This window comes from Marinobacter sp. AC-23 (assembly GCF_001858325.1).
In the GTDB taxonomy this organism is placed as follows: Bacteria; Pseudomonadota; Gammaproteobacteria; order Pseudomonadales; family Oleiphilaceae; genus Marinobacter.
On sequence record NZ_MBPP01000001.1, the window covers coordinates 1 to 25,038 of the forward strand.

Here is a 25,038-nt window from a genome sequence, read left to right on the forward strand (position 1 = left end):
ACGTGGATATCTCCGACAGCGCCGATGTGAATCAGGCTGAAGAAAAGAGAATACTGGGTGAGATTTTGACGAATTTGGCAGCCAGAGGCGCCACATTTCACCCGGTCGCACTCTTCGATTTGGCAGATGCTGGTTTTTTGAAGACTCTTGCTGAGAAGTCTCAGGGCAGTTTTAGAGTCGCGGACACCGCAGAATCTCTCAATCTGGCTTTTTTGGACGCCTTGAATAGCGCGGCCCCCCAAGAACAGATTCCGATTGAGGGCAATGCCTTTACGGTTGATAGCGGAGTTAAGGAATTTACCGCACTGATTTTTCGCGACCAGATTAAAGCCGGCGAGACGGCAGAGCCGGCAGGTTTGCAACTGATCCGGCCTGATGGAGAAGCGCTTCTCCAGGCAGCTCAACCCGGCAACGTTCGTTGGGCCAGGGAAGAAGCTTACGATCTGGTGACGATAACTGAGCCCCAAGCCGGCGAGTGGCGCTTAAAAGGTGAGTTGGGTGAGGGCAGCCGCGTGACGGTTGTTAGTGACCTGCGAATGGTTGTTGGCCCCGTTCCCGCCACATTTACAGCCAAATCACCGGTTGAAGTTCGCGTAGCCTTTTTTGAAAAAACAGAGAAAGTGGTAAACCCGGATTTCCTTGATGTAATAAGCGTAGAACTTAGCCTTACCTCAGAAAACGGCCATAGTGGCAAAAAGGCCCTTTCGCCAGAGCAGCCGCCGGAAGATGGTGAGTACACAGACACTATCAACAAGCTGCCGGCTGAAGGGCTGTACCGGCTTGATATTGTCGCGGATGGCAAAACCTTTGCTCGAAAATTCACCGCCACAACCGAGTTCATGGGGCCTGTGGGGCTGGCTGAATCGACGATAGAAGCGCCTATAGATATAAGCTTTGCCGAGCAGGCAGAACAAACTCCTGCGGCAGAACCTGCTCCCCAGCCGGCAGCTGAACCAGAAGAAGAGCCTTCTAACGAAGAGGAGCCTTCAGCGATAAAACAACCCTCAGCGATAAAAGAGCCCTCAGCAATAAAAGACCCCATAGCTGAAAAAGCACAAGAAGATGAGTCGGCATTGCCCATGCCAATCTGGATGATTGGAGCGGGTGGGGGTTTGCTCCTGGTTATTGCACTGATCATTTTCTTGTTGAGGCGCAAGCGCCGCAGCGAACAAGCTGAAGTCTCTACGGCTAGTGAAGAAACCGAAAGCCTGGATGACTTGCAACAGGAAATGGCAGACATTGAGGCTGAAACTCCGATATTGATGCCAGAAGAGCCAGAAGAGCCAGAAGAGCCGGAAGAAAACATCCCCGAGCTCACTGAGCCGGCGCAAGATGATGAAGAAGAATTCGGCCTGGACGATTTCGATCTGTCCGAATTTGACGATTTACCCGAGTACGATTCATCCGATACCCTCGATCCGGACACCAAACCGGGCGAAGAACCAGACGATGAGCAGAAAAAGTAACCAATAGGAATGACACAGATGAAGTTTACCGGTACCGATAATTATGTAGCCACCGATGACCTGCAAATGGCCGTAAATGCGGCCATTACGCTGCAACGCCCACTGCTGATCAAAGGCGAGCCCGGCACCGGCAAAACCTTGCTGGCAGAGGAAATGGCAAGCTCTTTGGGTATGCGGCTGATCCCCTGGCACATCAAATCGACCACCAAGGCTCAGCAAGGCTTGTATGAGTACGATGCGGTCTCCCGTTTACGGGATTCTCAGTTGGGAGATGCGAAGGTAAATGACATCAGCAACTACATCGTTAAAGGTAAGCTCTGGGAAGCCTTTGAGGCCGATGACCAGGTTGTGTTGCTGATTGATGAAATCGACAAAGCCGATATCGAGTTCCCGAACGATCTGCTGCTTGAACTGGATCGCATGGAATTTTATGTGTACGAAACCCAGCAGTTCGTAAAAGCCGCTAAGCGGCCAATCGTGGTTATTACCAGTAACAACGAAAAAGAACTGCCAGACGCCTTCTTGCGTCGTTGCTTTTTCCACTACATCAACTTCCCGGACCGGAACACCATGCAGGACATCGTGGATGTTCATTTTCCGGGTCTTCAGCAGCAGGTTGTAAAGGATGCACTTGAGGTGTTCTTCGATGTGCGCAAGGTACCGGGCCTGAAGAAAAAGCCTTCCACCTCCGAACTGATCGACTGGCTGAAACTGCTCATGGCTGACGAGCTGTCCGCAAAAATGCTGCAAGAAAAAGACAGCAGCTCTGCGCTGCCGCCTCTGTATGGTGCCTTGGTGAAAAACGAGCAGGACGTACACCTGCTGCAAAAGCTGGCGTTTATGGCCCGCCGTCGCGGCTGAATTTCGGCAAGAGTGCAGTTTTATGTTGATTGATTTCTTTCTCGAAGTGCGGCGGGCCAAGGTGCCTGCCAGCCTGCGTGAGTTCCTCGATCTGCTGGAGGCGCTGCAACAGCAGCTTGCCTTTGCGGATATGGAGGAGTTCTATTACTTGGCGCGCTTGTGTCTGGTGAAGGACGAGCGCCACTTCGACAAGTTTGACCGGGCGTTCAAAGTCTATTTCGATGGGATCGAGCACCTGGATGAGTTGTTGGAAGCGCTGATTCCGGATGAGTGGCTTCGCGCTGAGTTTGAGAAGAATCTGAGCGACGAGGAAAAAGCCAAGATCGACTCGCTTGGCGGTCTGGAAGAACTGATTGAAACCTTCAAGAAGCGAATGGAGGAGCAAAAGGAGCGTCACGCCGGCGGTAACAAGTGGATTGGAACCGGTGGTACGTCGCCCTTTGGCGCCGATGGTTACAACCCCGAAGGCTTTCGTATTGGTCAGAAAAAAGGACGTCACGGGCGAGCGATTAAAGTTTGGGAAAAACGTGAGTTCAAAGACCTGGATGACAGCGTCACTCTGGGGATACGCAACATCAAAGTGGCCCTTCGGCGGCTGCGTAAGTTTGCTCGCCAGGGCGCCGCAGACAAATTGGATTTGGACGACACCATTCGATCCACGGCCCGTAATGCGGGTTACTTGGATCTGAAGATGGTGCCCGAGCGCCACAACGCGGCCAAAGTTCTGATCTTTTTCGATGTGGGTGGCTCCATGGATCCCCACGTGCGGGTGTGCGAAGAGCTGTTTTCAGCCGCGCGCATGGAATTTAAGCACATGGAGTACTTCTACTTTCATAACTTTGTGTATGAGAGCGTGTGGACTCAGAACATCCGGCGTATGAATGAGACGACCAGTACGTGGGACGTCCTCCATAAGTACCCATCAGACTACAAAGTGATCTTTGTGGGTGATGCCACTATGGCTCCCTATGAGATCTCTCATCCGGGTGGTTCCATCGAACACTGGAATGAAGAGGCTGGTGCCACTTGGTTTCAGCGCATCAACGAGCACTTCCGTAAGGTGGTGTGGATCAACCCGCTACCCAAGGATTATTGGGGAACGGGAGGCTCGCTGGGTATGACCAAGCAGCTTGTGAATAACCACATGTACCCGCTTACCGTGGAAGGCCTGGAATCGGCCATGAAATATTTGAGCAAATAAAAAAGCCGATGCGGTTGAGACATCGGCAAAGCTCGGCATATCAAACGGGGGTGTATTAGATACATCCCCGTTTTTGTTTATAGCAAATACAAAGCCAAAACGAGAAATCCATATAAACACATATGGTTAGCGATATGTTATGGCGAGATCTTGTCTTCGTTACCTTGTGGTGACGTCTCTTTGTGTCAAATAATCCGACGCTATTTTGTCTCTCCGGTGTGCTTTTGGCCTGGGCCCTGAGTTTCTGATTTGGTGATCTGGATACCGTTCTTCGCTGTTACCAAGTGTTACTCTTTCTGTCGGTTTGTTGCAGAGCCCTGTTGAGTTCACAGAGTCAGCGAGTTCAAGGCGGCACGTTCAGAGACGGCAGGAGCAGGAGGCTTATGTTTGGCCTAGATAAGACAAAAAGATGCCGGGGAAGGCAACGTAAAGGATTGGATGTTGCCCCAATTGCTGTGGCAGTTCTGATGATGCTGGGCAGTGGCCTGGTTACCGCGCTCCCTCTCGATGACGAAATCGCTGAGCTGAAAGCCGAAATCTCCGCCCATGCCGGCGAGGTGTTTCAGCTTGAACAACGGGTGCTTCACCCGGTTAATACGCGCCTGGCCGTTTTCCTGACACTTGCCAATCGAGACGGTCTCGATTTGGATTCAGTGGAATTGTTCGTTGATGGCGAGCCTGTCGCTTCCCACATGTATACCACTCGGGAGGCGGGCTCGTTGCAACAAGGTGGTGTTCAGCAGCTCTTTACCGGCAATCTGGCTAACGGCACACACGAACTGAAAGCGGTGATAACAGCGCGGGCGGCCAATGACCGCTTTGTGCGCAGGGAATCCACCCATCGCTTTCAGAAACGGCCCGGAGCTCTTCGTTTGCAGATGGCTCTGGACGCCAAAGCACCAGACTACGAACCCCGTGTTTCTTTTGTTGAGTGGAAGTAATCAGTCATGAGGCTGACCATGCTTAACAATGCAGGAGTTCGCACGATTATGGTTGCCCTTTCGTGCCTGTGTGGCTTGGTGGCAGCTTCGGCTTATGCCGAGCAGCCCCGACAACAGCAACTTTATGACGATGCTGAACTTGCTCGTACCCGTGGGTCTTCAGAAGAAGCGGGCAAAATACTTGCAGGCATGAACGAGGGGTATTGGTCGGCCGTAGGTTACCTTAACCTTTCCGGCGACTATGCCCGCAATGACTTGAATCCTTCACGGGCACTTGTCGCTCTGCGAGTGGCGCTGGCTATGGCTGATAAGGATGCTGACGCTGAGCGCAAAGCCGCGTTGCGCAGCCGGATTCTATTGCGTGCCGGCTATCTGGCGTATAAAAGCTCAGAGTATGAAAAGGCCTTGGGGTTCTTTGAAAAAATACCACTCGATAGCCACAAAACCCCTCAGGCACTCTACTTCCATGGCTTGGTCTTGGCAGAGCAGGGTAACCACCGTGCGGCCATGCAAAGCTGGCACAGAGCAAAAAAATACCCCTTGCGTACCTGGCGTTGCAGATGCCTGGATTGCCATGGGGCGGGGCTACGATCTTTCTGGTTATCTGGGGCAGGCGGGCGAGGCCTATCTGGCAGCTAATGCGGCCTATGAAGGTGAACGGGTTACTCTGCGCAAACTGGCTGGCCAGATTGAGGAGGAGGGTGCCTACAAGGCGCTTGTTCTGAATGCCCGCGGTTCAGTGTCGGGTGAAGCTGGCTTGGCTGGTGCGAAAGTGCAGTGGTTTCTTGCGGACAGCCGAACACTTGCTCAACCACGCATGGCCTATCTGCTCAGTTTTATGGAGCAACCCGTTGCTCAGCAGGCGGTAGACCGGGTTGTGGGCTTGGCGCAAATAATGGCCGATCTGGAGCGCAAGGCCTGGGATCTTGATGTTTTTAGCACGGCTATTGCAGGCCAGCTTGGGTCGCCAAGTTATTCCAATAAGGCTTCAGAAGCCCTGATAGACGAAAACGCGAAACTAACAGAGCGTTTGAGTGTTCTGTTAGAGCGTGTAGGCGGCGCACAGTTAACCCCAGATCAACGTCTTCTGTTCACAATACTGCAAACAACTCTTTCAGATTCGGGCCAGCAACTCCAAAAGCTTCCCGCCAGCTCAGCTAACCGATCATCCAATCTCAAGACGCTGCTCACTGAAGCCCGAAAGCTGCGCAATCAATCGCTCGCATACCGTGAGTCTGTGCTGTCTCTGCGAGTTCAGGCCGAAGCCCTACTTGATCACCAGGCACTGGAGTTTGTTTCAGCTCAGGACAAAAAGATGGTGTTTGCGCTGGATAAAACCGAGCAACAGATTGCCCACCTTTATGAGTATCTGGCGTTGAAGGAACTGGATTCCGGGGAGCAGGCACAATGAGAGGTTTGCGCATTGTTGTATTGCCGCTGTGTTTGGCCTTTGGCGTAGCTCATGCGCAGGAGTCGTTTCGTGTAGAGCTGGGGAAGGATGGCGAGACCATTGCCGATATGCGCCCGGTGTTCCTGAAGTTCGAGACCCGACCGCTGCCGGCTATTTCGCCAGCGGAAGTGGCCAGGCGTTATCAGCGGTTATTCAATACAACTGATGAACCTGCTGTCCGTGTGGATGCCCTGAATCGACTCACGAATATCCGCGACCGGTCTGGTGAAGATATAGGGTTTACGCCGGCGCAAGAAGCTGAGGTATATCAGCAGGCGATTGAAAGCTATGAGTCCATTCTGGAGCGTGGTGCGTTTGGCGGGCGCCTGGATGAGCTTTTGTACCAAATGGCTAAAGCACACGCCTTAACAGGCCAGAACCATGCCTCGGTAAAACGCTTGCAGCAACTCGTTGGTTTGTATCCGGATTCACCTTTAGTTCCGGAAGCCCGGTTTCGGATTGCAGAATCAGCGTTCGTAGCCGGTAATTATGTGGAAGCCGAGGCTGGGTACCGGGAGCTTGTTGATAGTAGCAGTGATGCTGGTGACCTGAAAAACAAAGCCCGCTACATGCTCGGCTGGTCCCTGTTCAAACAGGGCCCTCATGCCTGGGAGCGCGCGGGGCGTAGATTTGTTGCGGTGTTGGATGAGTCTTTGCCAAGCATTGAAAGCCTTGGGCAGGTCCCTGAGTCCAGCGTAGACAGCGTGGATGACACCCTGCGGGTTCTGGCATTGATGGCCAGCCGCCGCAACGGCGCAGACACACTGATGGGGTGGTTGCAGCCTGAAGCGCTGCGGCCCTGGACACCGCTGGTGTTTGACCGGCTTGCAGATTTGTACGCAGTACAAGGCAATGCAGATGCCAGCGTGGCGACCAATCGGGCCTTCGTAACGACTTTCCCCGGGCATTCTCAGCGGGCGGGCTTTATGGCGCAGGTTGTGGATGTCTGGAACAGGGCCGGCGAGCCGGAACAGGCCCGAGCGGCGATGGCTGATTTCATCGCTCTGTTTGATGAGCAGGGTGATTATGCAGCTCTGGAGCCGGAGCATCGACAAAAATGGCGTAAGTTCACGCGCTTTCTTGCGGATTATCACTACGCGCAAGGCGGCTCGGGAGAGCGCGATGTCGCCACTGACTATGGCGCTGCAGGCATGTATTACGAAGCGCTGGCTCGCCGTAGCGACCACGCAGGAGAGCTTTTCCGGTTGGCAGGCGATGCGCGACTGCAGGCTGGGCAATACACATCGGCGCTTCAAGACTTTCGTTTGGCGGCGTATGAGGCACAAGGTTACGAGCCGGGTGTTGATGCCGGCTGGGCGGCGGTTGTTCTGGTGCGCGAAGGCATGACCGGAGAGAGGGTCTCTGCGGGATTTGAACCGGATCTCGCGGATTTGACGGCTGAAGCCGATCGGTTTACCGAACGCTACGGCTCTGATGGCCGGGTCCCAGGTCTGTTGGCGGATGTGGCAACTCGCTGGCTTGAGGCCGGAAACAACGACCAGGCGCTGCGTTACGCCAAGCAAGCTGTCACTCACCAACAGGCGATGCCCGAAACACGTTACGCCGGTTGGGTAGTTACGGCTCAGGTGCGACAGCACACTGAAGAGCACAGCCTTGCCGAAAGAGCCTGGCGAGAAGCCTTAACGCTGGCCTCCAAAGACGCTGCGAGCAGCGAAATGAAAGCGGACGTTGCAGGCCTCAATGAACAGCTGGCAATAGCCATCTATCGACAGGGTGAGCAGGCCGCGGCGTCCGGGAAGGCAACGATAGCTGTGGCACATTTCCAGAGAGTTGAAGCGGTACTGCCTGGCTCGGAAACCGCTATCAAGGGTCGTTTTGATGCGGCAAATACCTTGCTCAAAGCATCGGAATGGCAGCCGGCAATCAACGAGCTTAATCGCTTTCGCACAGATTACCCAGCGCACGTGCTTGCTGCCGGAATCAGTGAAAAACTGGTGTTGGCGTATACCACATCAAGTCAGCCGTTACGTGCAGCCAATGAGCTGATGGATATGGCCGATACCCGCTCCAAAGAGGCGGCGCAAGCGCCAGGCGATGAATGGAGCTACCGACTAAGGGCTGCTGAGCTGTTCCACAATGCCGAGGCTCAAGGCCAGCGCAATGCGATCTATGAGAACTACCTTTCAGCTAGCCCTGTTGCTGCAGATGCGGATGAGCATATCCGGCTACAAACCATGCGCTTTAGGTTGATAGAAGCGGGAGGTCAGTCAGCAAGACGGCGCGAGGAAATGGTATCGGCAGAACTGCAAAGCAGCTGGCATTCGGAACAAACCTTGCGTTGGGCAGCTCGTGGGGCGCTGACAATGGGGGCTGAAGCAGCCGCACAGTTCGCCGGTATTGAGCTGGGCACTCCGCTTGAGACATCGTTGGATCAAAAGCAGCGCGCCATGGAAAGGGCACAGACATATTTCGATAATGCTGAATCTTTGGGAGGAGCTAACGTATTACCCGAGTGTTTATTCCGGCGCGCAGAGCTTCACCGAATTATGGCCAAAGACCTTATGGCATCCGCAGCGCCCGACGGGCTCAACGAGTTGGAGCAGATGCAATACCGGATGCTACTTGAGGAAGAGGCTTATCCATTTGAAGAGCGTGCTATTTCTTTGCATTCGGAAAACCACCAGCGACTTACCGCTGATGGTTTTAATAGCTGGATAGAAAAAAGCCTGACCGTTTTAGCTGAACTGCACCCGGGCCGTTACGACCGGTCGTTACGTTGGATGAGCGGCACAGCGGAGGGCAATGATGGTGCGTGAACAAAATGTCGTGTACTTGCCACAAATAAGGGCATGGCTGCGTTTTGGTTGTCTAATGGCAACCGTTCTATTGTTTGGCTGCGCAGGTCAGACGATGGATAGCTCTCAACCTGAGTCTTTAAAGTCGACCCAGGTTGAGCCTGACCCGCAGCAAGCGCTTGTGCATGCGCAGGAGGGCACCAAGGCGTATGAGCGGGGAGATATTCCAGCGGCTATCAATGCCTGGCAACTGGCTGTTGAGTTGAACCCGAATGATGCGGTTACTCACAATAATCTGGCCCTATTGTTAAAACAGAAACATCGTTTTAAAGACGCCGCTGCAATGCTGGAAGCGGGCCTTGAGCATTCGCCAGAGGTTGCGGAGTTGCACTACAATCTTGCGGTTATTTCCGAGCTGTACTTGCTTGATTTGAGCAGAGCGCTTGCCTATTACCAAAGGTATCAAGCCCTGACTGCCAATGAGGATAAGAAGGTAACGGGATGGATTGCAGATTTGGAAAGGAGGTTGAACTAGATGATGAGAACAGCTCCTTTTATGCACTGTTTGCTTCTGCTTCTGCTTCTGCTACTCGCGCCTATTGTGTGTAACGCTGAAGGTGGAGCCCAAACCGACAAGCCGGTTCGTTTGAGTATCGAAGGTATCTCCGCCAGCGTGGGCGAAGATGAACCACGAGTGCTGACGATTTTGCTTGGCGTGCGCCCACGTTACCGCGTCGGCCAAGAGCGGAACTGGAGAGCTCTGCTCCCGAACTTGTGCAGCCGTTGGATCCCTTGGCACTTGAACGCCACCGGGAGTTCCGTCGCGACTTAGGCGTTGCAAACTCCGGTGTTGAGCGTTCTGTTGGGCGGGCCGGAGGGCAGCAATGACGGGTATGAACGCTATGCCTGCCAGCTCCGAATTCAGCCTCACAAACCCGCTCGTGCGAGCGGGCTTATCTTCACTGTCGTGGAGCCGGGAGGAGGGCGAGCGCCTGCGCCTGGCGGTTATTACTGCGGTAGCCCTTGTGTTTTTTGTTCCACTTGCCCTGTTGATTCCTATGCTTGACGTTCCAGCCCCTGAGCGCCAAAAGGCAGAAGCATTGCCACCGCAGCTGGCCAAGCTGATTGTGAAACCAAAGGTGATTGAAAAACCAAAAGTGATTGAAAAGCCCAAGCCCGTTGAAAAACCAATCCCGGAACCTGTTGAGGAAACGGCACCGCCTGCGCCAAAACCCACTCCCCAGGCTATTAAGCCAGAACCCGTGCCAGCCCCGGTGACGCCCGCGCCAAAGCCAGCTAGCCAGAGCGTTGAGCAAGCGCGGGAGAAAGCGTCTCGCTCGGGGCTTTTAGCGATGAAGGAGCGCTTGGCCTCCATGCGCCAGACCTCGCCCAAGGTTGCTCCTGCTATTCAGGCGAACACTGGTGATAGATCTGACGCCGAAAGTGGCGTTAAAGCCCAGGCCAAAACCACCGGAGATGCGTTGCAGGGCAGTGGTGGTGTAAAGGATGTGCAGTCTACCAGCCAGGCGAATGTTGACGTTGCGGGGCACGAGGTGAGACAGGTAGACGCGCCGCAGGAGGCGGAGCCAGCTGTGGCGAGCTCAGCTACGTCGAACCAGAAACCCTCGGTGGGTGAGCGCGCCATGAGCAATATCCGACAGGTGTTTGATTCGAGTAAAACGGCGCTCTACTCACTCTACCAGCGAGAGCTACGAAAAGACCCAACCCTGGCGGGTAAGGTATTGCTGGAGCTGGTTATTGAGCCAGATGGGTCTGTCTCAGCATGCAAAGTGGTCAGTTCCGAGCTTGAGAGCCCGGCACTGGAGCAGAAAATCGCTATGCGGGTTCGGCTTTTCAACTTTGGGGCTGCGAGCGTTGAAGCTAGAAAGGTAAGGTTCCCTATAGATTTCCTTCCCGGCTAAGTGAGCTTCAGTGGTTGTCAGTCGCAGCCTTCAATCGTGATTTTGGGAAGCGTGGGTTTATAGAGGATAACCTTCTCCGTGGGGGCTATAACCTTAGCTTCGCCCGTGACAACCTTCTGATTGTTTTGGTTGGTTACAACACACTGGAATATCACTCGGTTTTTTGGCTCTTTGCGCAAAACCGTAAGGCTAACCGTGAGTGTGTCATCCAGCTTTACCGGGCGTTTGAACGAAAGGCTCTGATCCAGATATATAGTGCCCGGGCCGGGCATAACGGTGGCCAGTGCAGCTGAGATCAACGACCCGCTCCACATTCCGTGGGCAATGCGTTCACCGAACATCGAACTTGCAGCAAATTCCGGATCCAGGTGTACCGGATTAACGTCTCCAGACACAGCGGCAAAAAGCACTAACTCGTTTTCCGAGAGGGATCGAGTAAACGTGGCGGTGTCACCCTCGTGAAGTTCGTCATAGGTGAGATTTTCAAGAGTATCAAGGGTGTCGCTCATCAGGTGCTCCGTGCGCAGGGTGTGTAAGTAATGACGTTTCTGGTTACGCTCTGAAACTACCTCATCGTTAACAAAACTGCTATTCTCTCCCAACTTTTTGAGCCTGATACTTATGTCGCGTTGATTTTTATCCTGCACGGCATTCGTAAATCATTATAAAGAAAAGCGCCAGACAGGAGATGGTGATGGACTTTGAAACGTTCTATCAAGACAAATACCCCGCCAGTGTTCCCCGTGAAGTTGATCTGAACAAGTACAGCAGTATGGTGGACGTGTTTGAGCAGGCGGTTAAAAAATACCCAGACCGCCCCGCCTTCAGTGCTGTTGGTGCCACTCTCACGTATCGTGAACTAGACACCCAAACCCGCAATTTTGCGGCTTGGTTGCAAAACAAGACGGACCTTAAGCCGGGTGACCGCATTGCTGTGCAAATGCCCAACCTGACCCAGTATCCGGTTGTGGTATTTGGTGCCATGCGTGCCGGCCTGATTGTGGTGAACACCAACCCGTTGTACACCACCCGCGAGATGGAGCATCAATTTAACGATTCTGGTGCCAAAGCTTTGGTTGTGCTGGCGAACATGGCGGAAAACGCTGAAAAGGTTTTGCCCCACACCAGCATTGAGCACGTCATTGTGACTGAAATTGCCGACATGCACTCGCCCATCAAGCGCACGCTGATGAACGCGGTGGTTAAGCATGTTAAAAAGATGGTGCCACCGTTCAGCATTCCACAGGCCCACAAATTGCCTGCAGTGCTTAGTGCCGGTGCCCGGGGAAAATTCACGCCGGTAGAATGTAAGCGCGATGATATCGCTGTGCTTCAGTACACTGGCGGCACAACCGGTGTTGCCAAGGGTGCCATGCTTACCCACGGCAATCTGGTTGCGAACCTGCTGCAGGTTCGCCCGATGATGGAAGACACCGTAGTAGAAGGTCAGGAAGTGGTGATTGCGCCTCTACCCCTGTACCACATTTATTCGTTCACGCTTAATTGCGGCATTATGCTGGAAGCTGGCGGCCACAACGTTCTTATCCCAAACCCGCGAGATATTCCGGGCTTTGTGAAAGAGCTGCAGAACCACAAGTTCACAGCCTTTCTGGGTTTGAACACGCTGTTCGTTGCACTGTGTAATAACGAAGATTTCAAGAAGCTCGACTTCAGTCATCTTAAGCTAACGTCATCCGGTGGCATGGCACTTACCACTGATACCGCCAAGATGTGGGAGCGTATAACCGGCTGTGCAATTTCTGAAGGTTACGGCATGACTGAAACCTCACCGGTGGTCACCTTTAACCCCCGCAGTGCGATTCAGCTGGGCACGATTGGTTTGCCAGTGCCGTCTACGAAGGTGAAAACCATCGATGACGACGGTAACGAAACACCGCTGGGTGAAGCGGGCGAACTTTGCGTGAAAGGCCCACAGGTTATGCGTGGCTACTGGCAGCGCCCGGAAGACACTCAGAAGTCATTCACTGAGGACGGCTATATCCAGACCGGTGACATTGCGGTGATCCAGGAAGACGGGTTTATCCGCATTGTGGATCGTAAGAAGGATATGATCATCGTTTCCGGGTTTAACGTGTATCCCAACGAGATCGAAGATGTGGTATCCAGCCACCCGAAAGTGGTTGAGTGCGCGGCAGTGGGTATTCCGGATGCTAAAAGCGGCGAAGCCGTGAAAGTGTACCTTGTCGCCACGGCCGAAGGTGTCACCGAAAACGAACTTAAAGAGTTCTGTCGCGAGCGCCTGACCGCCTACAAAGTGCCTCGTTACTTTGAGTTCCGCGATGAGCTGCCGAAAACCAACGTGGGTAAAATCCTGCGCCGTGAGCTGCGCGACGAACCAGGTAACAAGTAATTACGGTGACTTTGCAATCCGACTCCCAGTTTTCAGCTAGCGCTCCAATCAAGGCGATAATGGAGCAGCTGGATGCCTGCAACCAGCAGGAAGCTGCCCGCATCGTTAAGCTGGTGGCGAGAACTAAGGGAAAGCCTGGCCAGAAAAGTCTGGAAAAAATGGCCAACTGGCTAGAGCGTGGCCTGGAAAAAGTGCGAAAGCGCCAGGCCTTGCACAAGCCAGCAAGCTTTCCTGCAGGGTTGCCGGTTTCTGATCGTGTGGATGACATCCGCGAAGCGATCGAAAACCATCAGGTTGTGATTATTGCCGGCGAGACCGGCTCGGGTAAAACCACCCAAATCCCCAAAATCTGCATGAACAGTGGTCGCGGCATACGCGGCCTTATTGGCCATACTCAGCCAAGACGTATCGCTGCCCGCAGCGTGGCGGCCCGTATCGCAGACGAGCTGGGCGAGCAGGTTGGCCAGCAGATTGGCTACCAGGTACGCTTTAGCGATAACACCTCGGAACAGTCCCGGGTCAAGGTGATGACCGACGGGATTTTGCTTGCGGAAGTCCAGAACGATCGTTTTCTTGATCGCTACGACACACTGATTATTGATGAGGCTCACGAGCGCAGTCTGAACATCGATTTTCTGCTAGGTTACCTGAAGCAGCTGCTGCCCAAGCGTCCTGACCTTAAAGTTATCATCACCTCTGCCACCATTGAGTTGGACAGATTCAGCGAGTTTTTCGACAAAGCCCCTGTATTGGAAGTTAGTGGCCGTACCTTCCCGGTAGACATTCGCTATCGCCCATTGGCAGGCGATGAGGATGATCGCGACCAGGGTTGGAACGACGGCGTTCTGGCCGTCATGGATGAAATTGAACAGCACGAGCGCAGCGAAAAGTTACCCCCTGGTGATGTGCTTATATTCCTGCCAGGTGAGCGTGAAATCCGTAACTTGAGCAAAATGCTGCGCCACGCGGAACTAAGACACACAGAAGTGCTTCCACTGTATTCCCGGCTGAGCAACCAGGAACAAAACCGGGTATTTCAGAGCCACAGTGGCCGCAGGATTGTGCTTTCTACCAACGTGGCGGAAACCTCACTTACGGTGCCGGGCATTCGTTACGTTATTGATGCCGGTGTTGCGCGGCTTAGCCGGTACAGTGTTCGGTCCAAAATTCAGCGCCTCCCCATTGAGCCAGTATCCCAAGCCAGCGCAAACCAGCGGGCAGGGCGTTGCGGCCGGGTTGCGCCGGGCATTTGTTTTCGCCTGTACGACGAAGCCGATTTTCTTAACCGCCCTGAGTACACAGATCCGGAAATACTGCGCACCAATCTGGCCGCCGTCATTCTGCAGATGGCTACCTCTGGCCTTGGCGAGATCCGGCATTTTCCGTTTTTGGAAGCGCCAGACAAACGCCTGATTAACGATGGTTACAAGCTGCTGGAAGAACTGAGTGCAGTGGACGGTAAGCGCCGGGTAACACAGCTTGGGCGCACCATGGCTAAGCTGCCGCTAGATCCGCGTCTCGCTCGCATGTTGGTGACGGCCGCAGACCACAGCAGCTTGGCGGAGACGCTGGTGGTTATTGCGGGGTTAACCGTTCAAGACCCCAGAGAGCGTCCTCAAGATAAACAGCAGGCAGCAGATCAGGCCCATGCGCCGTTCAACGACAAGGAATCGGATTTTGTCACCCTGCTTAATATCTGGAACTTCTACGAAGAACAGCGCCAGGAGTTGACCCAGAACCAACTTAAAAAGGTGTGCCAAAAGAGCTTTCTGAGCTGGATGCGTATGCGTGAATGGCGCGACATTCACCGCCAACTTACGCTGATTTGTCGCGATCAGAAGCTGCAGTTCAATAAAGAGGCTGCAACCTACGATGCCATGCACAAGGCTATTCTGGCCGGGCTTTTAGGGCAGGTGGCGGTTAAGGTTGAAAAGAAGGAATACCTGGCCACCCGTAATCGTAAGGTGATGATCTTCCCCGGCTCGAAAGTATCCAAAACTGGGCCAAAGTGGATTGTTGCCACAGAAATTGTTGAGACCAGCCGAGTGTTTGCGCGCATGGTCGCCTCCATTCAGCCCGAATGGATAGAGCCCCTGGCCGGGCATGTGGTGAAGCATCACTACTTTGAACCCCACTGGGAGCAAAAGCGTGCCCAGGTTATGGGGTATGAAAAAATCACCCTGTACGGCCTAGATGTGGTGCCTAAGCGGTCTATTGCGTTCAGTAAAATAGACCCGGTCGAATGCCATAACCTGTTTATACGCCATGCTCTGGTAGACGGTGACTACCGCTCAAAGGCGCCGTTTATAAGCCGCAACCGCGAGATGCTGGCAAGTGTAGAAGACCTGGAAAAGAAGACCCGTCGCCGGGATCTTCTGGTAGACGATGAAGTGCTCGTGGGCTTTTACGATGAGCGCGTACCAGCAGAGATTGTCAGCGGCCGGCACTTTGAAAGCTGGTGGAAAAGCCTATCGGCTGAAGAACTGCGTAATCTTGAGCTTACTGAGGCAGATGTGCTTCAGCGACCGGTTGACGCCCAAGCTGCGGATTTGTACCCGGACTTTCTGGAGTGGGAGGGGGTTCGTTACCCGCTCAGCTATGAGTTTGAACCCACAAGTGAGCGTGATGGCGTGACGCTTCAGGTTCCGCTGATGGCACTCAGGCAAATTCCATCCCGGCGTTTGGAGTGGCTGGTGCCTGGGCTGCTGCGTGAAAAATGTGTGGCATTGGTTAAAGGCCTACCGAAATCGTTGCGGCGTAATTTTGTGCCGGTGCCTGATTTTGTGGATGCGGCAATTGCGAATCTTCAGCCTTCCAACGAGCCTTTGGCCCTGCAGTTAGCTGACCAGTTGCGCCGTATGACGGGGGTGCGTATAGATCCCGAGGCCTGGCCCAGAGATGAGTTGCCACGCCACCTGAGAATGAACCTGAGAGTGCTCGGTGATAACGGTAAAGTGATTGCCGAAAGCCGGGAAACGGGCCAGCTTCAGGATCAGCTTGAAGGGCGAGCCGAGGCAGCTCTTGCCTCCGCAACTAGCGAGAGCCCGAATGAGCCGCCCGCAAGCGAATACACCGAATGGGAGTTCGGCACGCTGCCAAGGCAGGTTCAAACTGAAAAGGGCGGCATGCAAATAACAGTTTACCCGGCTCTTGAGGATATGGGTAAACGGGTAAAGCAGATCCGTTGCCTGGATCGCCTTACAGCAGAAGACACAACCCGCAAGGGGGTTGCGCGGCTTGTGCTGAATCGGTTTGGCAACACCCTGGAGGATCTGGAGCGAAAACTCCCACGCTTCAAACATTCCGCCCTGATGTTTGCCCCCATAGGCCAGGCCAAAGTGCTTTTGGACGATCTGCTTTTGGCCGCGGCCATGGAACACTTTTTACACGACCACATGCCCGAGACCCGCGAAGCGTTTGATGCATTGTTCGATCGCCATCGGGGAGACTTTATTCCCGCGCTTGAGCAGGCAGATGAGCGCCTTTACCAAGCCATGACGGGTTACCAGAAAGTCGCGAAAAAGCTTAAAGGAAAGATTAATCTTGCCCTTGCCAACAGTATGGCCGACTTGAAGTTTCAGCTGCAAAATCTTGTTTACCCGGGATTTCTTGTTACAACGCAGTCCCAATGGTTGGCAGAATTTGGCCGCTATTTTGAGGCGGCGCTGGTAAGGCTCGAAAAAATGCCAAGAGAAATGGGCCGAGAACGGGAGTTTCTGCACGCTATGGAACCGCTGTGGGCTCGCTACGCCAGCAAGCGGGAGGAGCAGCAAAAGCAGGGTGTTCGAGACCCTGAACTTGTGCTTTATCGATGGATGCTGGAGGAGTTCCGGGTATCGTTTTTTGCTCAGCAACTAGGCACAGCCGTGACCGTATCTGCAAAGCGTCTCGATAAACAGTGGGAACTTATCCGGGTCTGATGGCTTGAGGCGATGAATCTGGATTGGAGCCTCGCCCGTAATATGGGATTGTGCGGGGCGGGCAAAGCTTCCGGACTGTGTTAGTATTTCTCAAAGATCTATTTTCTGTCCTTCTGTTTCCTTATTCATGACGTGGGGTTAGCGTGATTAAAGCCGTCATTAGCGGAACCGGCCTGTATACACCGCCGGAGACCATTGATAACGATGAACTGGTGGAAGCTTTTAATCAGTTTGTTGAGATGTACAACTCAGAACATACGGATGCTATTGAGCGCGGTGAACTGGACGCTCTGAATCCGTCGTCTTCGGCGTTTATAGAGAAAGCATCAGGCATCAAGCGCCGACACGTGATCAATAAGTCGGGCATTGTTGATCCCAAGCGTATGGCACCGTACATTCCTGAGCGCGGTAACGATGAACCGTCCGTTCAGTGTGATATGGCTGTTGTGGCCTGCAACGAAGCACTGAAACAAGCTGGCAAGACCGTAAGCGATGTAGATGCGGTGATTGTTGCATGTTCAAACCTGCAACGCGCCTACCCAGCGGTTTCGATTGAAGTTCAATCGGCCTTGGGCATTGCGGGCTTTGCCTACGATATGAACGTGGCGTGCAGCTCTGCCACCTTTGGCCTGCAAGCGGCGGTTAATTCGGTAGAGAATGGTTCTGCCCGCGCTGTGTTGGTGGTTAGCCCGGAAATTTGTTCCGGGCACTTAAATTTCCGTGATCGTGACAGCCACTTTATTTTTGGTGATGCCTGCACCGCCATTTTGGTGGAGCGTGAGGAAAATACTCAGCCAGGGCAGGGGTTCGAGATTTTGGGTACCCGTTTGAGAACGACTTTCTCCAACAATATCCGGAATAATTTTGGCTTTCTGAATCGGGCTGACGAGTCGGGTATTGCCAAACCGGATAAGCTATTTATCCAGCAGGGTCGTAAGGTATTCAAAGAGGTTTCACCGCTGGTTGCAGAAACCATCCAGAATCACCTTCAGAGCCTCTCATTGGTACCGGAAGATTTGCGCAGAATGTGGTTGCATCAGGCTAACTTGAACATGAACCAGCTTATTGCCCGCAGGGTACTTGGCCGGGACGCAAGTGAAGATGAGGCGCCGGTGATTCTTGATGAATACGCCAATACCAGCTCCGCAGGCTCCATTATTGCGTTCCATAAACACAAAGACGACCTCCAAGCCGGCGATACAGGTGTTATCTGCTCATTCGGCGCGGGTTACTCCATTGGCAGTGTTGTTGTACGTCGTCGCTGATAACTAACTACCCAAGAGTTGAGTATGACAAAATTTTCACCCCGGGGCTGGTTGCCTGCCGTGCTGCCTGTCGCTGTGTTGGCGATTCTTTTGTCAGCAGGTTCGGCCACGGCCCAGAATGTTCAGGAACCTCCTCCTGAGGCTCGACGCCCACAAATCCCCAAGATCCCTATGAAAACTGGAACCGCAAGGTATATACCTTCAATGACACAGTGGATCGTTGGGCGCTCAGGCCCGTGGCAAAAACCTACCGAACGTTTATGCCAGATTTTGCCGATCGTGCCATTACCAACTTTTTCAACAACCTGTCGGAAATCCGAAACTTCACGAACAGTATTTTTCAGCTGAAGGGCGAATCCGCAGTTGTTGCAGTTGGCCGGTTTACCTATAACACGGTGTTTGGTCTTGGTGGTCTGATTGATGTTGCAACGGCTTTTGATTTGCCAGAAAGACCAGAAGATTTTGGCCAAACACTAGGATATTGGGGCGCTGGATCCGGCCCCTATCTGATGTTGCCATTTCTTGGGCCTTCCAGCCCGCGGCGATTAGGTGGGTTGGGTATGGACGGCTTTGTATTGCCATCGCTCTGGGACAACGTAGAAAGCCCCGAAAACTACTATGCACGGGGCCTTCAAATTGTAGACAAACGGGCAGATCTGATCCCGGCAGAAGGGTTCATTTCAGGCGACGTTTATATATTTGTTCGTAACGCTTTTATGCAGCGCAGGGAGTTTTTGATCAACGACGGCAAGGTAACCCGAGACCCGTTCGCCAGTGATGACGATGAAGATTTGATGCTGGACGATTTTTGATCCCGACGGCCGGTTTAGGGAGATAGACGGTGTTCAAAGATCCAAAAATTAATAAGTTCCGCAAAATGCTGGCCGAAGCACCAAACTATGAGGTGTGGAAGGCTGCCGCCCTGGAGTTGGATTTTCTGGAAGGCAATGCTGAGTGGAAAGAGGATTTTGCCTCAGAGCATTACAATTATGAGCTGCTCTACGACCGCTTAAGTAATATCAAACAGTATCGCCAGCAGAATGACTTTGAGCGTCTCAAGCGCGCGCTACGTGAGGGCCTTCATCACGATCTTGGCAACATGGGTAACCCGGCTCTTTATACTCATTCCCGGGTGGGTACCAAGCATCTTGTAGAAGAATACATTGCGCAAGCCTGCGAAGCCCTGGATTTTCTGTGCGACCATCCAGTGCCGGGCTTTCCAGTTGCTGACAAGCTCCAGTTTTTCCGCGATACCCTCACCAGTTATGGTCGACCGACCCTTCTGTTGAGTGGCGGGGCCAGCCTCGGCATGTTTCACTTCGGGGTTATCAAAGCACTTTGGGACAGAGGGCTGCTGCCTCAGGTTGTGACCGGATCAAGCGTAGGTGCCATTATTGCCGGCATGCTGGGCGTACACACCGACGCCGAAATCCCCGAGATGCTGGTTCCGGAAAACCACGAGCTGAAGGCCTGGAAATGGCGTGGCCTGCTCAGCGCCATGCGTGGCGACGGTTTGATGGATCAAGAGCAGCTACGCACTTGCCTGAGAGCTAACATTGGTGAGTACACGTTTGAAGAGGCGTACCAGCGCACGGGTCGCTCGATCAATATGAGCGTGTCGCCGGTTCAGGCGAATCAGAAGGCCCGGTTGTTATCGGGTTATACCTCACCCTACTTAATGGTTTGGAGTGCAGCTCTTGCCAGCGCAGCCGTGCCAGGCATTTTTCCGCCGGTTACCCTGATGAAAAAAGATATTCACGGGCAGGCCCTGCCATATATGCCCAGGCTTAAATTTGTGGATGGCTCAGTAGTCAGCGACCTGCCCATCGAACGACTCATGCACCTTTACGATGTGAACTTCACCATCGTCAGCCAAGCAAACCCACATGTTGTGCCGTTTTTGAACGCCCGTGGCCAGGATGAGAAGCTCTCTATGGCCAGCCTGCCCTGGCACCTGATGAAATCAGAAATGCAGTTTCACGGGCAGGGGGTGTTCGACTACCTCCGTAAACGGGCTCACCCTGAACTGCTCCGGCAGGTCTCTGGCCATATGTACACCATCATGGCGCAGAGGTACTCCGGAGACGTAACGATTGCGCCTACCTATACTTTCAAGGACTATCGGCGAATGCTTGCCGACCCTAAACCCGAATTTGTGCGTGAAATGATTCTGGCGGGAGAGCGCGCAACCTGGCCCAAGATCTCCATGATTCGTTCTCATGCGCGCATCTCCAAAACCCTGGAGCGTTGCGTGCGACGCCTGAAACAGAAAAACACTTTGAGTAATTGACTGGACGACCATGTATTACGACTTCTTCGGCTTCAGAGAACCGCCGTTCTCTATTGCGCCTGACCCCCGCTACCTTTATTTGAGCGAGCGTCACAAAGAGGCGCTCGCTCATCTTATGTATGGCGTGCAAGGCCAGGGCGGCTTTATCGTTATCACCGGCGAGGTTGGTACCGGTAAAACCACTGTAAGCCGATGCTTTATTGAGAATGCTCCGGCCCATGTGGACATTGCGCTTATTCTGAATCCTCGGCTTTCCGCCCGGGAGCTGCTTTCTGCTATTTGCGATGAACTGGAAATAGCGCATCCCGCTGGCGCCACCATTAAACAAATGGTCGACCTGATTAATCGAGATCTGCTTAAAGCCCACGGGGCGGGGCGGCACAAGGTTTTGATGATAGACGAAGCGCAAAACCTCTCTGCGGATGTGCTCGAGCAGCTGCGCTTGCTGACCAATCTTGAGACCGCAGAAAAGAAGTTGCTGCAGATTGTGTTGCTGGGCCAGCCAGAGCTGCAGCAGATTCTCGCGCTCCCGAAGTTGCGCCAGCTCAATCAACGGGTAACCGCCCGCTATCACCTGGATGCTATAAACCGCAGCGAATTACCTGCCTACCTCAGTTATCGGCTCGGCGTTGCAGGTATGCGCGGCGATGTGTTCTCGCCGGCTGCCGTACGAAAACTTTACCGTTCAAGCAATGGCATACCTCGGCTGATTAACTTGATCAGCGACCGTGCGCTACTGGGCGCCTATGCAGAAGGCGAGCACGAAGTTACATCTGGGCATATCGCGAAGGCTGCGAAGGAAGTCTCGGGTAGCAATAACCTTGGGCCGAAGTCTTCCGGGGCCAGGGGCAAACTCGATGTCCCCGGCATGTTGGTACTTGCGGCCTCATTTTTGCTGGCCATCGTGAGCACCTTTTGGGTGTACCAACAGTGGACTGGGTCAAAAACCGTCGCTGAAGTGAATGCCGCGCCTGTTGAGCACGTCAGCACTATAGGTACTATACAGCGTGAAAACGAGCCAAAAGAGCAAAAACCGTTGGCTGTGCCGCAGCCTGAGTCGCAGGCTCAAGGCCTCGAAAATGACCGTGCAGAAAGTCCCGCTTTTAGCTTGCAAGAGCAAGCCCTGAATCTACCGGATGCGTTCCGTGAGTTGTTTGGCCTGTGGGGTGTTGAATACAACTCGCAGGAGTCGCCGATTGCCTGTGACTTCGCCCGTGCATCTGGTCTTGGCTGCCTCGAGCGACAGGGTAACCGCAGTAGCCTCGCGTTTCTCGACCGGCCTGCCATGTTGATGCTTCAAAGCGCTAACGGTAAACGTGGTTACGTTGTGCTGCGCCACCTCGAAGGCGACGTTGCCGAGATTGTCCTGCCTGCAGGGCCAGTTCGAGTGTCTTTTGCCAGCCTGGAGCCGTTCTGGTTTGGTGAGTACCGAGTGCTTTGGCAGCGCCCGGATTACACCAGCAACAGTCCCCAAGCCAACGATGCTGCAAGTGAAGAGTTGTGGATAGGAGCCCGTATGATGGAGCTTGCAGATGCCCACGGCGATTCCAACGCCGACAACGCAAGAATCAAGCGCCTGTCCGCCGAAGAGCAGGTGCGTTGGTACCAGTCCTTAAGAGGGCTTACGGAAGATGGTATTGCAGGTGCCATGACGGTTATCCAGATCAATAACGACCTGAATGCAGATGTGCCCAGGCTGAAGAACAACCAGCGCGCAGGGAAGGGGTAAGTCATGTCCTACATTCTTGATGCACTCAGGAAATCGGAAACTGAGCGCCGCCAGGGCAAAGTTCCAGATCTTGGGCAGCAGGTGCAACTGATACACCGCCCCAAAAAACGGCGGTCCTCTCCGGTGGTATGGGTGGCTTTGGCGTTACTGGTGAATGCTGGAGTGTTGGCGGTTGTGTTCTGGCCTGAACCCCAAACTGAACTGCCGGTGGCGAACGCCGCGCCAACGGCCGATGCCGAATTGGAGAAACTTGCAAAGCCGGAAACAACGGAAGTGCTTGCTGAAGAGCCCACACCCGCAGTTGCGAAAGCTCCTCCGGAAACTGAAACAACGGTTGCCCCACAGACAAAGCCAATACCAGAAACCGTGCGCGAACGGCCAACTATCATCACGCCGTCTGTACGCCAGGAGCGCCTTGGGCAAGCGTTGCCTCAGAACGGGACCAGAGCCAGCGCTGGAGCAAGAGTGCCGCACCTGGTTGAGTTGCCCCTTTCATTCCAAAAGAGTATTCCGGACCTGATGTTCAACAGCCATATTTATTCTACCGACCCCTATGCCAGCCGGGTGATGATCAATGGGCACTATCTGCGCCGAGGGGAATCCTTCGCTGGTATCACTGTAGAAGAGATCAATGAAAATGGCGTTGTGCTTAGCAAGCAGGGCAGAGATTTTCGAGTGGGTGTTGTGCGCGATTGGGTGAGCCCGAACTGATGGCGTTATCTGACGAAATCAAACAGGAAATCCAGCAAAGTTACCGTGAGGTTCTGGCCGGCAAAGACGTGCGTGCCCGCTATGGTCAACGCCTGATGATTGCTGAGATTGCCCGCTACATGGGCGACATAACCGAAAACGACGGCCAGCGCACATCGCCGCCGGCCGCCTGTGTGGTTGAAGCTGGCACAGGTACAGGTAAAACCCTGGCCTATTTGATTGCAGCTATTCCCGTGGCCAGGGCCCTGGGCAAAACACTGGTGATATCCACGGCGACGGTGGCGCTGCAGGACCAGATTGTTCTAAAAGATCTTCCGGATCTGAAAAAACACAGCAAGATGAATTTTTCCTGGACCCTGGCCAAAGGCCGCGGCCGTTACCTTTGCATGTCTCGCCTGGAGAGCCGGCTGCACGATGAAGGCAACGGTGACAGCGATACCATGCCGCTGTTCTTGCTGGATAGCCCTGGCACAGAGGAGCCTGGCACCCGGGCATTCTTTGAGGAAATGCTGGCAAGCTACGGCTCCCGCAAGTGGGATGGCGACAGAGATCATTGGCCGGAGCAAATTCCAGATGATGTGTGGCGCCAGGTAACAACCGATCATCGCCAGTGTACCAACCGACACTGCAGCTACTTCGACAGCTGCGCCTTTTTTGATGCCCGCAAGGACCTGGACGAAGTGGACATTGTGGTGGCGAATCACGACCTCGTTCTTGCTGATCTGGCTTTGGGCGGTGGTGCCATTCTACCGGAGCCTGAGAACGCCTTATTTATTTTCGACGAAGCCCATCACCTTCCAGACAAAGCGCTGAACCACTTTGCGGCGTCAGTACCTCTGAACTCGACCCGGCAATGGCTTAAGCAGTTGTCTCAAGCGCTTGCCAAAATGCAGCCCTATTTGGCAGCGGGTACCCAGGGTGCAAAAACGATTGATCGCATAAGTGGTGCGTCTCGAGATGTGGATCTGGTGCTGTCTCGAGTGTATGAAGAAGCCGAGCACAACACCGGATGGGAGTTCAACGACGAGCGCCGTTCGGCCCAATGGCGCTACCCGGAGGGCGAGTTACCAGAAGCATTAGCCGAGCTAGCTTCCGAAAGCCGGATTGCCACCGCGAACCTCGTGCGGCACCTTGGCGCATTGGCAGATGAGCTGCAGGGGGCTTTCGACGAACGCAAACAACACGAGATTGATCGGGATACCGCAGAAGCCTGGTATCCAGTGATTGGTGCGTTCCACAGCCGCTCAGAAGATCAGTTGCGGCTCTGGACAGCCTGGACCGAGCAGGTTGATGGCCCGAACAAAGGCAAAAGCCCCCCGCCGGCGCGCTGGAGTGTGCGGCAGCGCTGGGATCATGCGGAAGACATCGCACTGTTCAGCTCGCCCGTGCTGGCAGACAATCTTTTGTACTCACGGCTTTGGTCGCGGGCCTACGGTGCGGTTCTCACCAGTGCCACTCTGACTGCGCTGGGTACCTTCGATCGCCTCCAATCCCGGGCAGGCTTACCCGCCGCCAGCCGTTTACTGGTGGTTCCGAGTTCCTTCCGTTACGGCGAAATGGCGACAGTAGAAGTGCCTGCGATGGCCTGTATGCCCAGCGACGACGGTTTTGCAGATGAGTTAATCAAACGCTTGCCGGGAGTTTGGGCTGGTGAGACCGCCACGCTTGTGCTGTTCACTTCCCGGAGGCAGATGCACCAGGTGCGGGATGCGCTGGCGCCGGACCACCCGGATTTGATCATTACGCAGGATGATATGTCCCGGGGTGAGGTTTTGCGACAGCACCGAAGCCGGATTGACGAAGGGCGAGCGAGCGTTCTGTTTGGTGTAGCCAGTTTTGCTGAAGGCATAGATTTGCCCGGTAAGTATTTGCACCATGTGGTTATTACACGGTTACCTTTTTCGGTGCCCGACGACCCTATTGAGGCGAGCCTTGCAGAGTGGGTAACTCAGCGTGGTGGTAATCCATTTATGGAAATTACGGTTCCGGGCGCTTCTATCAAGTTGGTACAGGCTGTGGGGCGTTTGCTGCGAACCGAGGAAGATACTGGCAGGGTGACTATTCTTGATCGCCGTATTGTGTCGCGGCGTTATGGTCAATTGCTGCTGGATGCACTACCACCGTTCCGGCGCATTATTGAAAGGTAAAAGGCGAG

At 54.0% G+C, this 25,038-nt stretch carries 18 protein-coding genes and 1 pseudogene; 18 read left to right on the plus strand and 1 reads right to left on the minus strand.

Features of this window, described 5'->3' with window-relative positions:
* The 10 genes from BCA33_RS20395 to BCA33_RS00050 form a co-directional block, all read left to right on the plus strand.
* The coding region (locus BCA33_RS20395; RefSeq protein WP_071262750.1) for a GGIII-like transmembrane region-containing protein at positions 1-1,466 on the plus strand (1,466 nt) is incomplete at its 5' end.
* Positions 1,467-1,484: 18 nt separating this feature from the next.
* Positions 1,485-2,327: a MoxR family ATPase gene (locus tag BCA33_RS00010; protein ID WP_071262751.1), complete on the plus strand. Its 843-nt coding sequence runs from the start codon at positions 1,485-1,487 to the stop codon at positions 2,325-2,327.
* 22 nt (positions 2,328-2,349) lie between these two features.
* Complete coding sequence (locus BCA33_RS00015; RefSeq protein ID WP_071262752.1) at positions 2,350-3,528, plus strand: VWA domain-containing protein; 1,179 nt, start codon at positions 2,350-2,352, stop codon at positions 3,526-3,528.
* 434 nt (positions 3,529-3,962) lie between these two features.
* A complete protein-coding gene (locus BCA33_RS00020) occupies positions 3,963-4,469 on the plus strand; it encodes an AraC family transcriptional regulator (RefSeq protein WP_254774044.1) in 507 nt (168 codons plus the stop codon).
* An 18-nt stretch (positions 4,470-4,487) separates the two neighbouring features.
* Positions 4,488-5,108, plus strand: coding sequence for a hypothetical protein (locus BCA33_RS00025; protein WP_139172839.1), 621 nt, complete (start codon positions 4,488-4,490; stop codon positions 5,106-5,108).
* On the plus strand, positions 5,044-5,880 hold the full coding sequence (locus BCA33_RS00030) for a hypothetical protein (protein WP_071262755.1): 837 nt from the start codon (positions 5,044-5,046) through the stop codon (positions 5,878-5,880). Before BCA33_RS00025 ends, BCA33_RS00030 begins: the two co-directional genes overlap by 65 nt.
* Positions 5,877-8,696, plus strand: a complete 2,820-nt coding sequence (locus BCA33_RS00035) for a tetratricopeptide repeat protein (protein ID WP_071262757.1) — start codon at positions 5,877-5,879, stop codon at positions 8,694-8,696. Before BCA33_RS00030 ends, BCA33_RS00035 begins: the two co-directional genes overlap by 4 nt.
* Positions 8,683-9,210, plus strand: a complete 528-nt coding sequence (locus tag BCA33_RS00040) for a tetratricopeptide repeat protein (protein WP_254774045.1) — start codon at positions 8,683-8,685, stop codon at positions 9,208-9,210. The genes BCA33_RS00035 and BCA33_RS00040 overlap by 14 nt, the downstream gene beginning before the upstream one ends.
* Positions 9,211-9,507 (plus strand): hypothetical protein, encoded by a 297-nt coding sequence (locus BCA33_RS00045; protein ID WP_071262760.1) that lies wholly within the window; start codon positions 9,211-9,213, stop codon positions 9,505-9,507.
* 52 nt (positions 9,508-9,559) lie between these two features.
* Positions 9,560-10,597, plus strand: a complete 1,038-nt coding sequence (locus BCA33_RS00050) for an AgmX/PglI C-terminal domain-containing protein (protein WP_254774046.1) — start codon at positions 9,560-9,562, stop codon at positions 10,595-10,597.
* A gap of 17 nt (positions 10,598-10,614) precedes the next feature.
* Here BCA33_RS00050 and BCA33_RS00055 read toward each other — a convergent pair whose 3' ends face one another.
* Positions 10,615-11,106, minus strand: a complete 492-nt coding sequence (locus BCA33_RS00055; protein WP_071263221.1) for a MaoC/PaaZ C-terminal domain-containing protein — start codon at positions 11,104-11,106, stop codon at positions 10,615-10,617.
* 185 nt (positions 11,107-11,291) lie between these two features.
* Between BCA33_RS00055 and BCA33_RS00060 the strand changes: the two genes are divergently transcribed.
* From BCA33_RS00060 to dinG, 8 genes and pseudogenes are all read left to right on the plus strand, one after another.
* A complete protein-coding gene (locus BCA33_RS00060; RefSeq protein WP_071262761.1) occupies positions 11,292-12,968 on the plus strand; it encodes an AMP-binding protein in 1,677 nt (558 codons plus the stop codon).
* 59 nt (positions 12,969-13,027) lie between these two features.
* Positions 13,028-16,888, plus strand: a complete 3,861-nt coding sequence (gene hrpA, locus BCA33_RS00065; RefSeq protein WP_175469660.1) for an ATP-dependent RNA helicase HrpA — start codon at positions 13,028-13,030, stop codon at positions 16,886-16,888.
* A 143-nt stretch (positions 16,889-17,031) separates the two neighbouring features.
* A complete protein-coding gene (locus BCA33_RS00070) occupies positions 17,032-18,153 on the plus strand; it encodes a beta-ketoacyl-ACP synthase III (RefSeq protein ID WP_071262762.1) in 1,122 nt (373 codons plus the stop codon).
* 24 nt (positions 18,154-18,177) lie between these two features.
* Positions 18,178-18,965: pseudogene (locus BCA33_RS00075) on the plus strand (VacJ family lipoprotein).
* 29 nt (positions 18,966-18,994) lie between these two features.
* The gene (locus BCA33_RS00080; RefSeq protein ID WP_071262764.1) at positions 18,995-20,443 is read left to right on the plus strand and encodes a DUF3336 domain-containing protein; all 1,449 of its coding nucleotides are present in this window, start codon (positions 18,995-18,997) and stop codon (positions 20,441-20,443) included.
* Between the two features lie 10 nt (positions 20,444-20,453).
* On the plus strand, positions 20,454-22,172 hold the full coding sequence (locus BCA33_RS00085) for an ExeA family protein (protein ID WP_071262765.1): 1,719 nt from the start codon (positions 20,454-20,456) through the stop codon (positions 22,170-22,172).
* A gap of 3 nt (positions 22,173-22,175) precedes the next feature.
* Positions 22,176-22,883: a general secretion pathway protein GspB gene (locus tag BCA33_RS00090; RefSeq protein WP_071262767.1), complete on the plus strand. Its 708-nt coding sequence runs from the start codon at positions 22,176-22,178 to the stop codon at positions 22,881-22,883.
* A complete protein-coding gene (gene dinG / locus BCA33_RS00095; protein WP_071263223.1) occupies positions 22,883-25,030 on the plus strand; it encodes an ATP-dependent DNA helicase DinG in 2,148 nt (715 codons plus the stop codon). The genes BCA33_RS00090 and dinG overlap by 1 nt, the downstream gene beginning before the upstream one ends.
* Positions 25,031-25,038: the final 8 nt, after the last annotated feature.

What these genes read in the sequence shown, in the direction of transcription:
- BCA33_RS00010 (WP_071262751.1), top strand. Translation starts at nt 1,485, where the DNA reads ATGAAGTTTACCGGTACCGATAATTATGTAGCCACCGATGACCTGCAA.
- BCA33_RS00015 (WP_071262752.1), top strand. Translation starts at nt 2,350, where the DNA reads ATGTTGATTGATTTCTTTCTCGAAGTGCGGCGGGCCAAGGTGCCTGCC.
- BCA33_RS00025 (WP_139172839.1), top strand. Translation starts at nt 4,488, where the DNA reads ATGCTTAACAATGCAGGAGTTCGCACGATTATGGTTGCCCTTTCGTGC.
- BCA33_RS00030 (WP_071262755.1), top strand. Translation starts at nt 5,044, where the DNA reads ATGGGGCGGGGCTACGATCTTTCTGGTTATCTGGGGCAGGCGGGCGAG.
- BCA33_RS00035 (WP_071262757.1), top strand. Translation starts at nt 5,877, where the DNA reads ATGAGAGGTTTGCGCATTGTTGTATTGCCGCTGTGTTTGGCCTTTGGC.
- BCA33_RS00040 (WP_254774045.1), top strand. Translation starts at nt 8,683, where the DNA reads ATGATGGTGCGTGAACAAAATGTCGTGTACTTGCCACAAATAAGGGCA.
- BCA33_RS00045 (WP_071262760.1), top strand. Translation starts at nt 9,211, where the DNA reads ATGATGAGAACAGCTCCTTTTATGCACTGTTTGCTTCTGCTTCTGCTT.
- BCA33_RS00050 (WP_254774046.1), top strand. Translation starts at nt 9,560, where the DNA reads ATGACGGGTATGAACGCTATGCCTGCCAGCTCCGAATTCAGCCTCACA.
- BCA33_RS00055 (WP_071263221.1), bottom strand. Translation starts at nt 11,106, where the DNA reads ATGAGCGACACCCTTGATACTCTTGAAAATCTCACCTATGACGAACTT.
- BCA33_RS00060 (WP_071262761.1), top strand. Translation starts at nt 11,292, where the DNA reads ATGGACTTTGAAACGTTCTATCAAGACAAATACCCCGCCAGTGTTCCC.
- hrpA (WP_175469660.1), top strand. Translation starts at nt 13,028, where the DNA reads ATGGAGCAGCTGGATGCCTGCAACCAGCAGGAAGCTGCCCGCATCGTT.
- BCA33_RS00085 (WP_071262765.1), top strand. Translation starts at nt 20,454, where the DNA reads ATGTATTACGACTTCTTCGGCTTCAGAGAACCGCCGTTCTCTATTGCG.
- BCA33_RS00090 (WP_071262767.1), top strand. Translation starts at nt 22,176, where the DNA reads ATGTCCTACATTCTTGATGCACTCAGGAAATCGGAAACTGAGCGCCGC.
- dinG (WP_071263223.1), top strand. Translation starts at nt 22,883, where the DNA reads ATGGCGTTATCTGACGAAATCAAACAGGAAATCCAGCAAAGTTACCGT.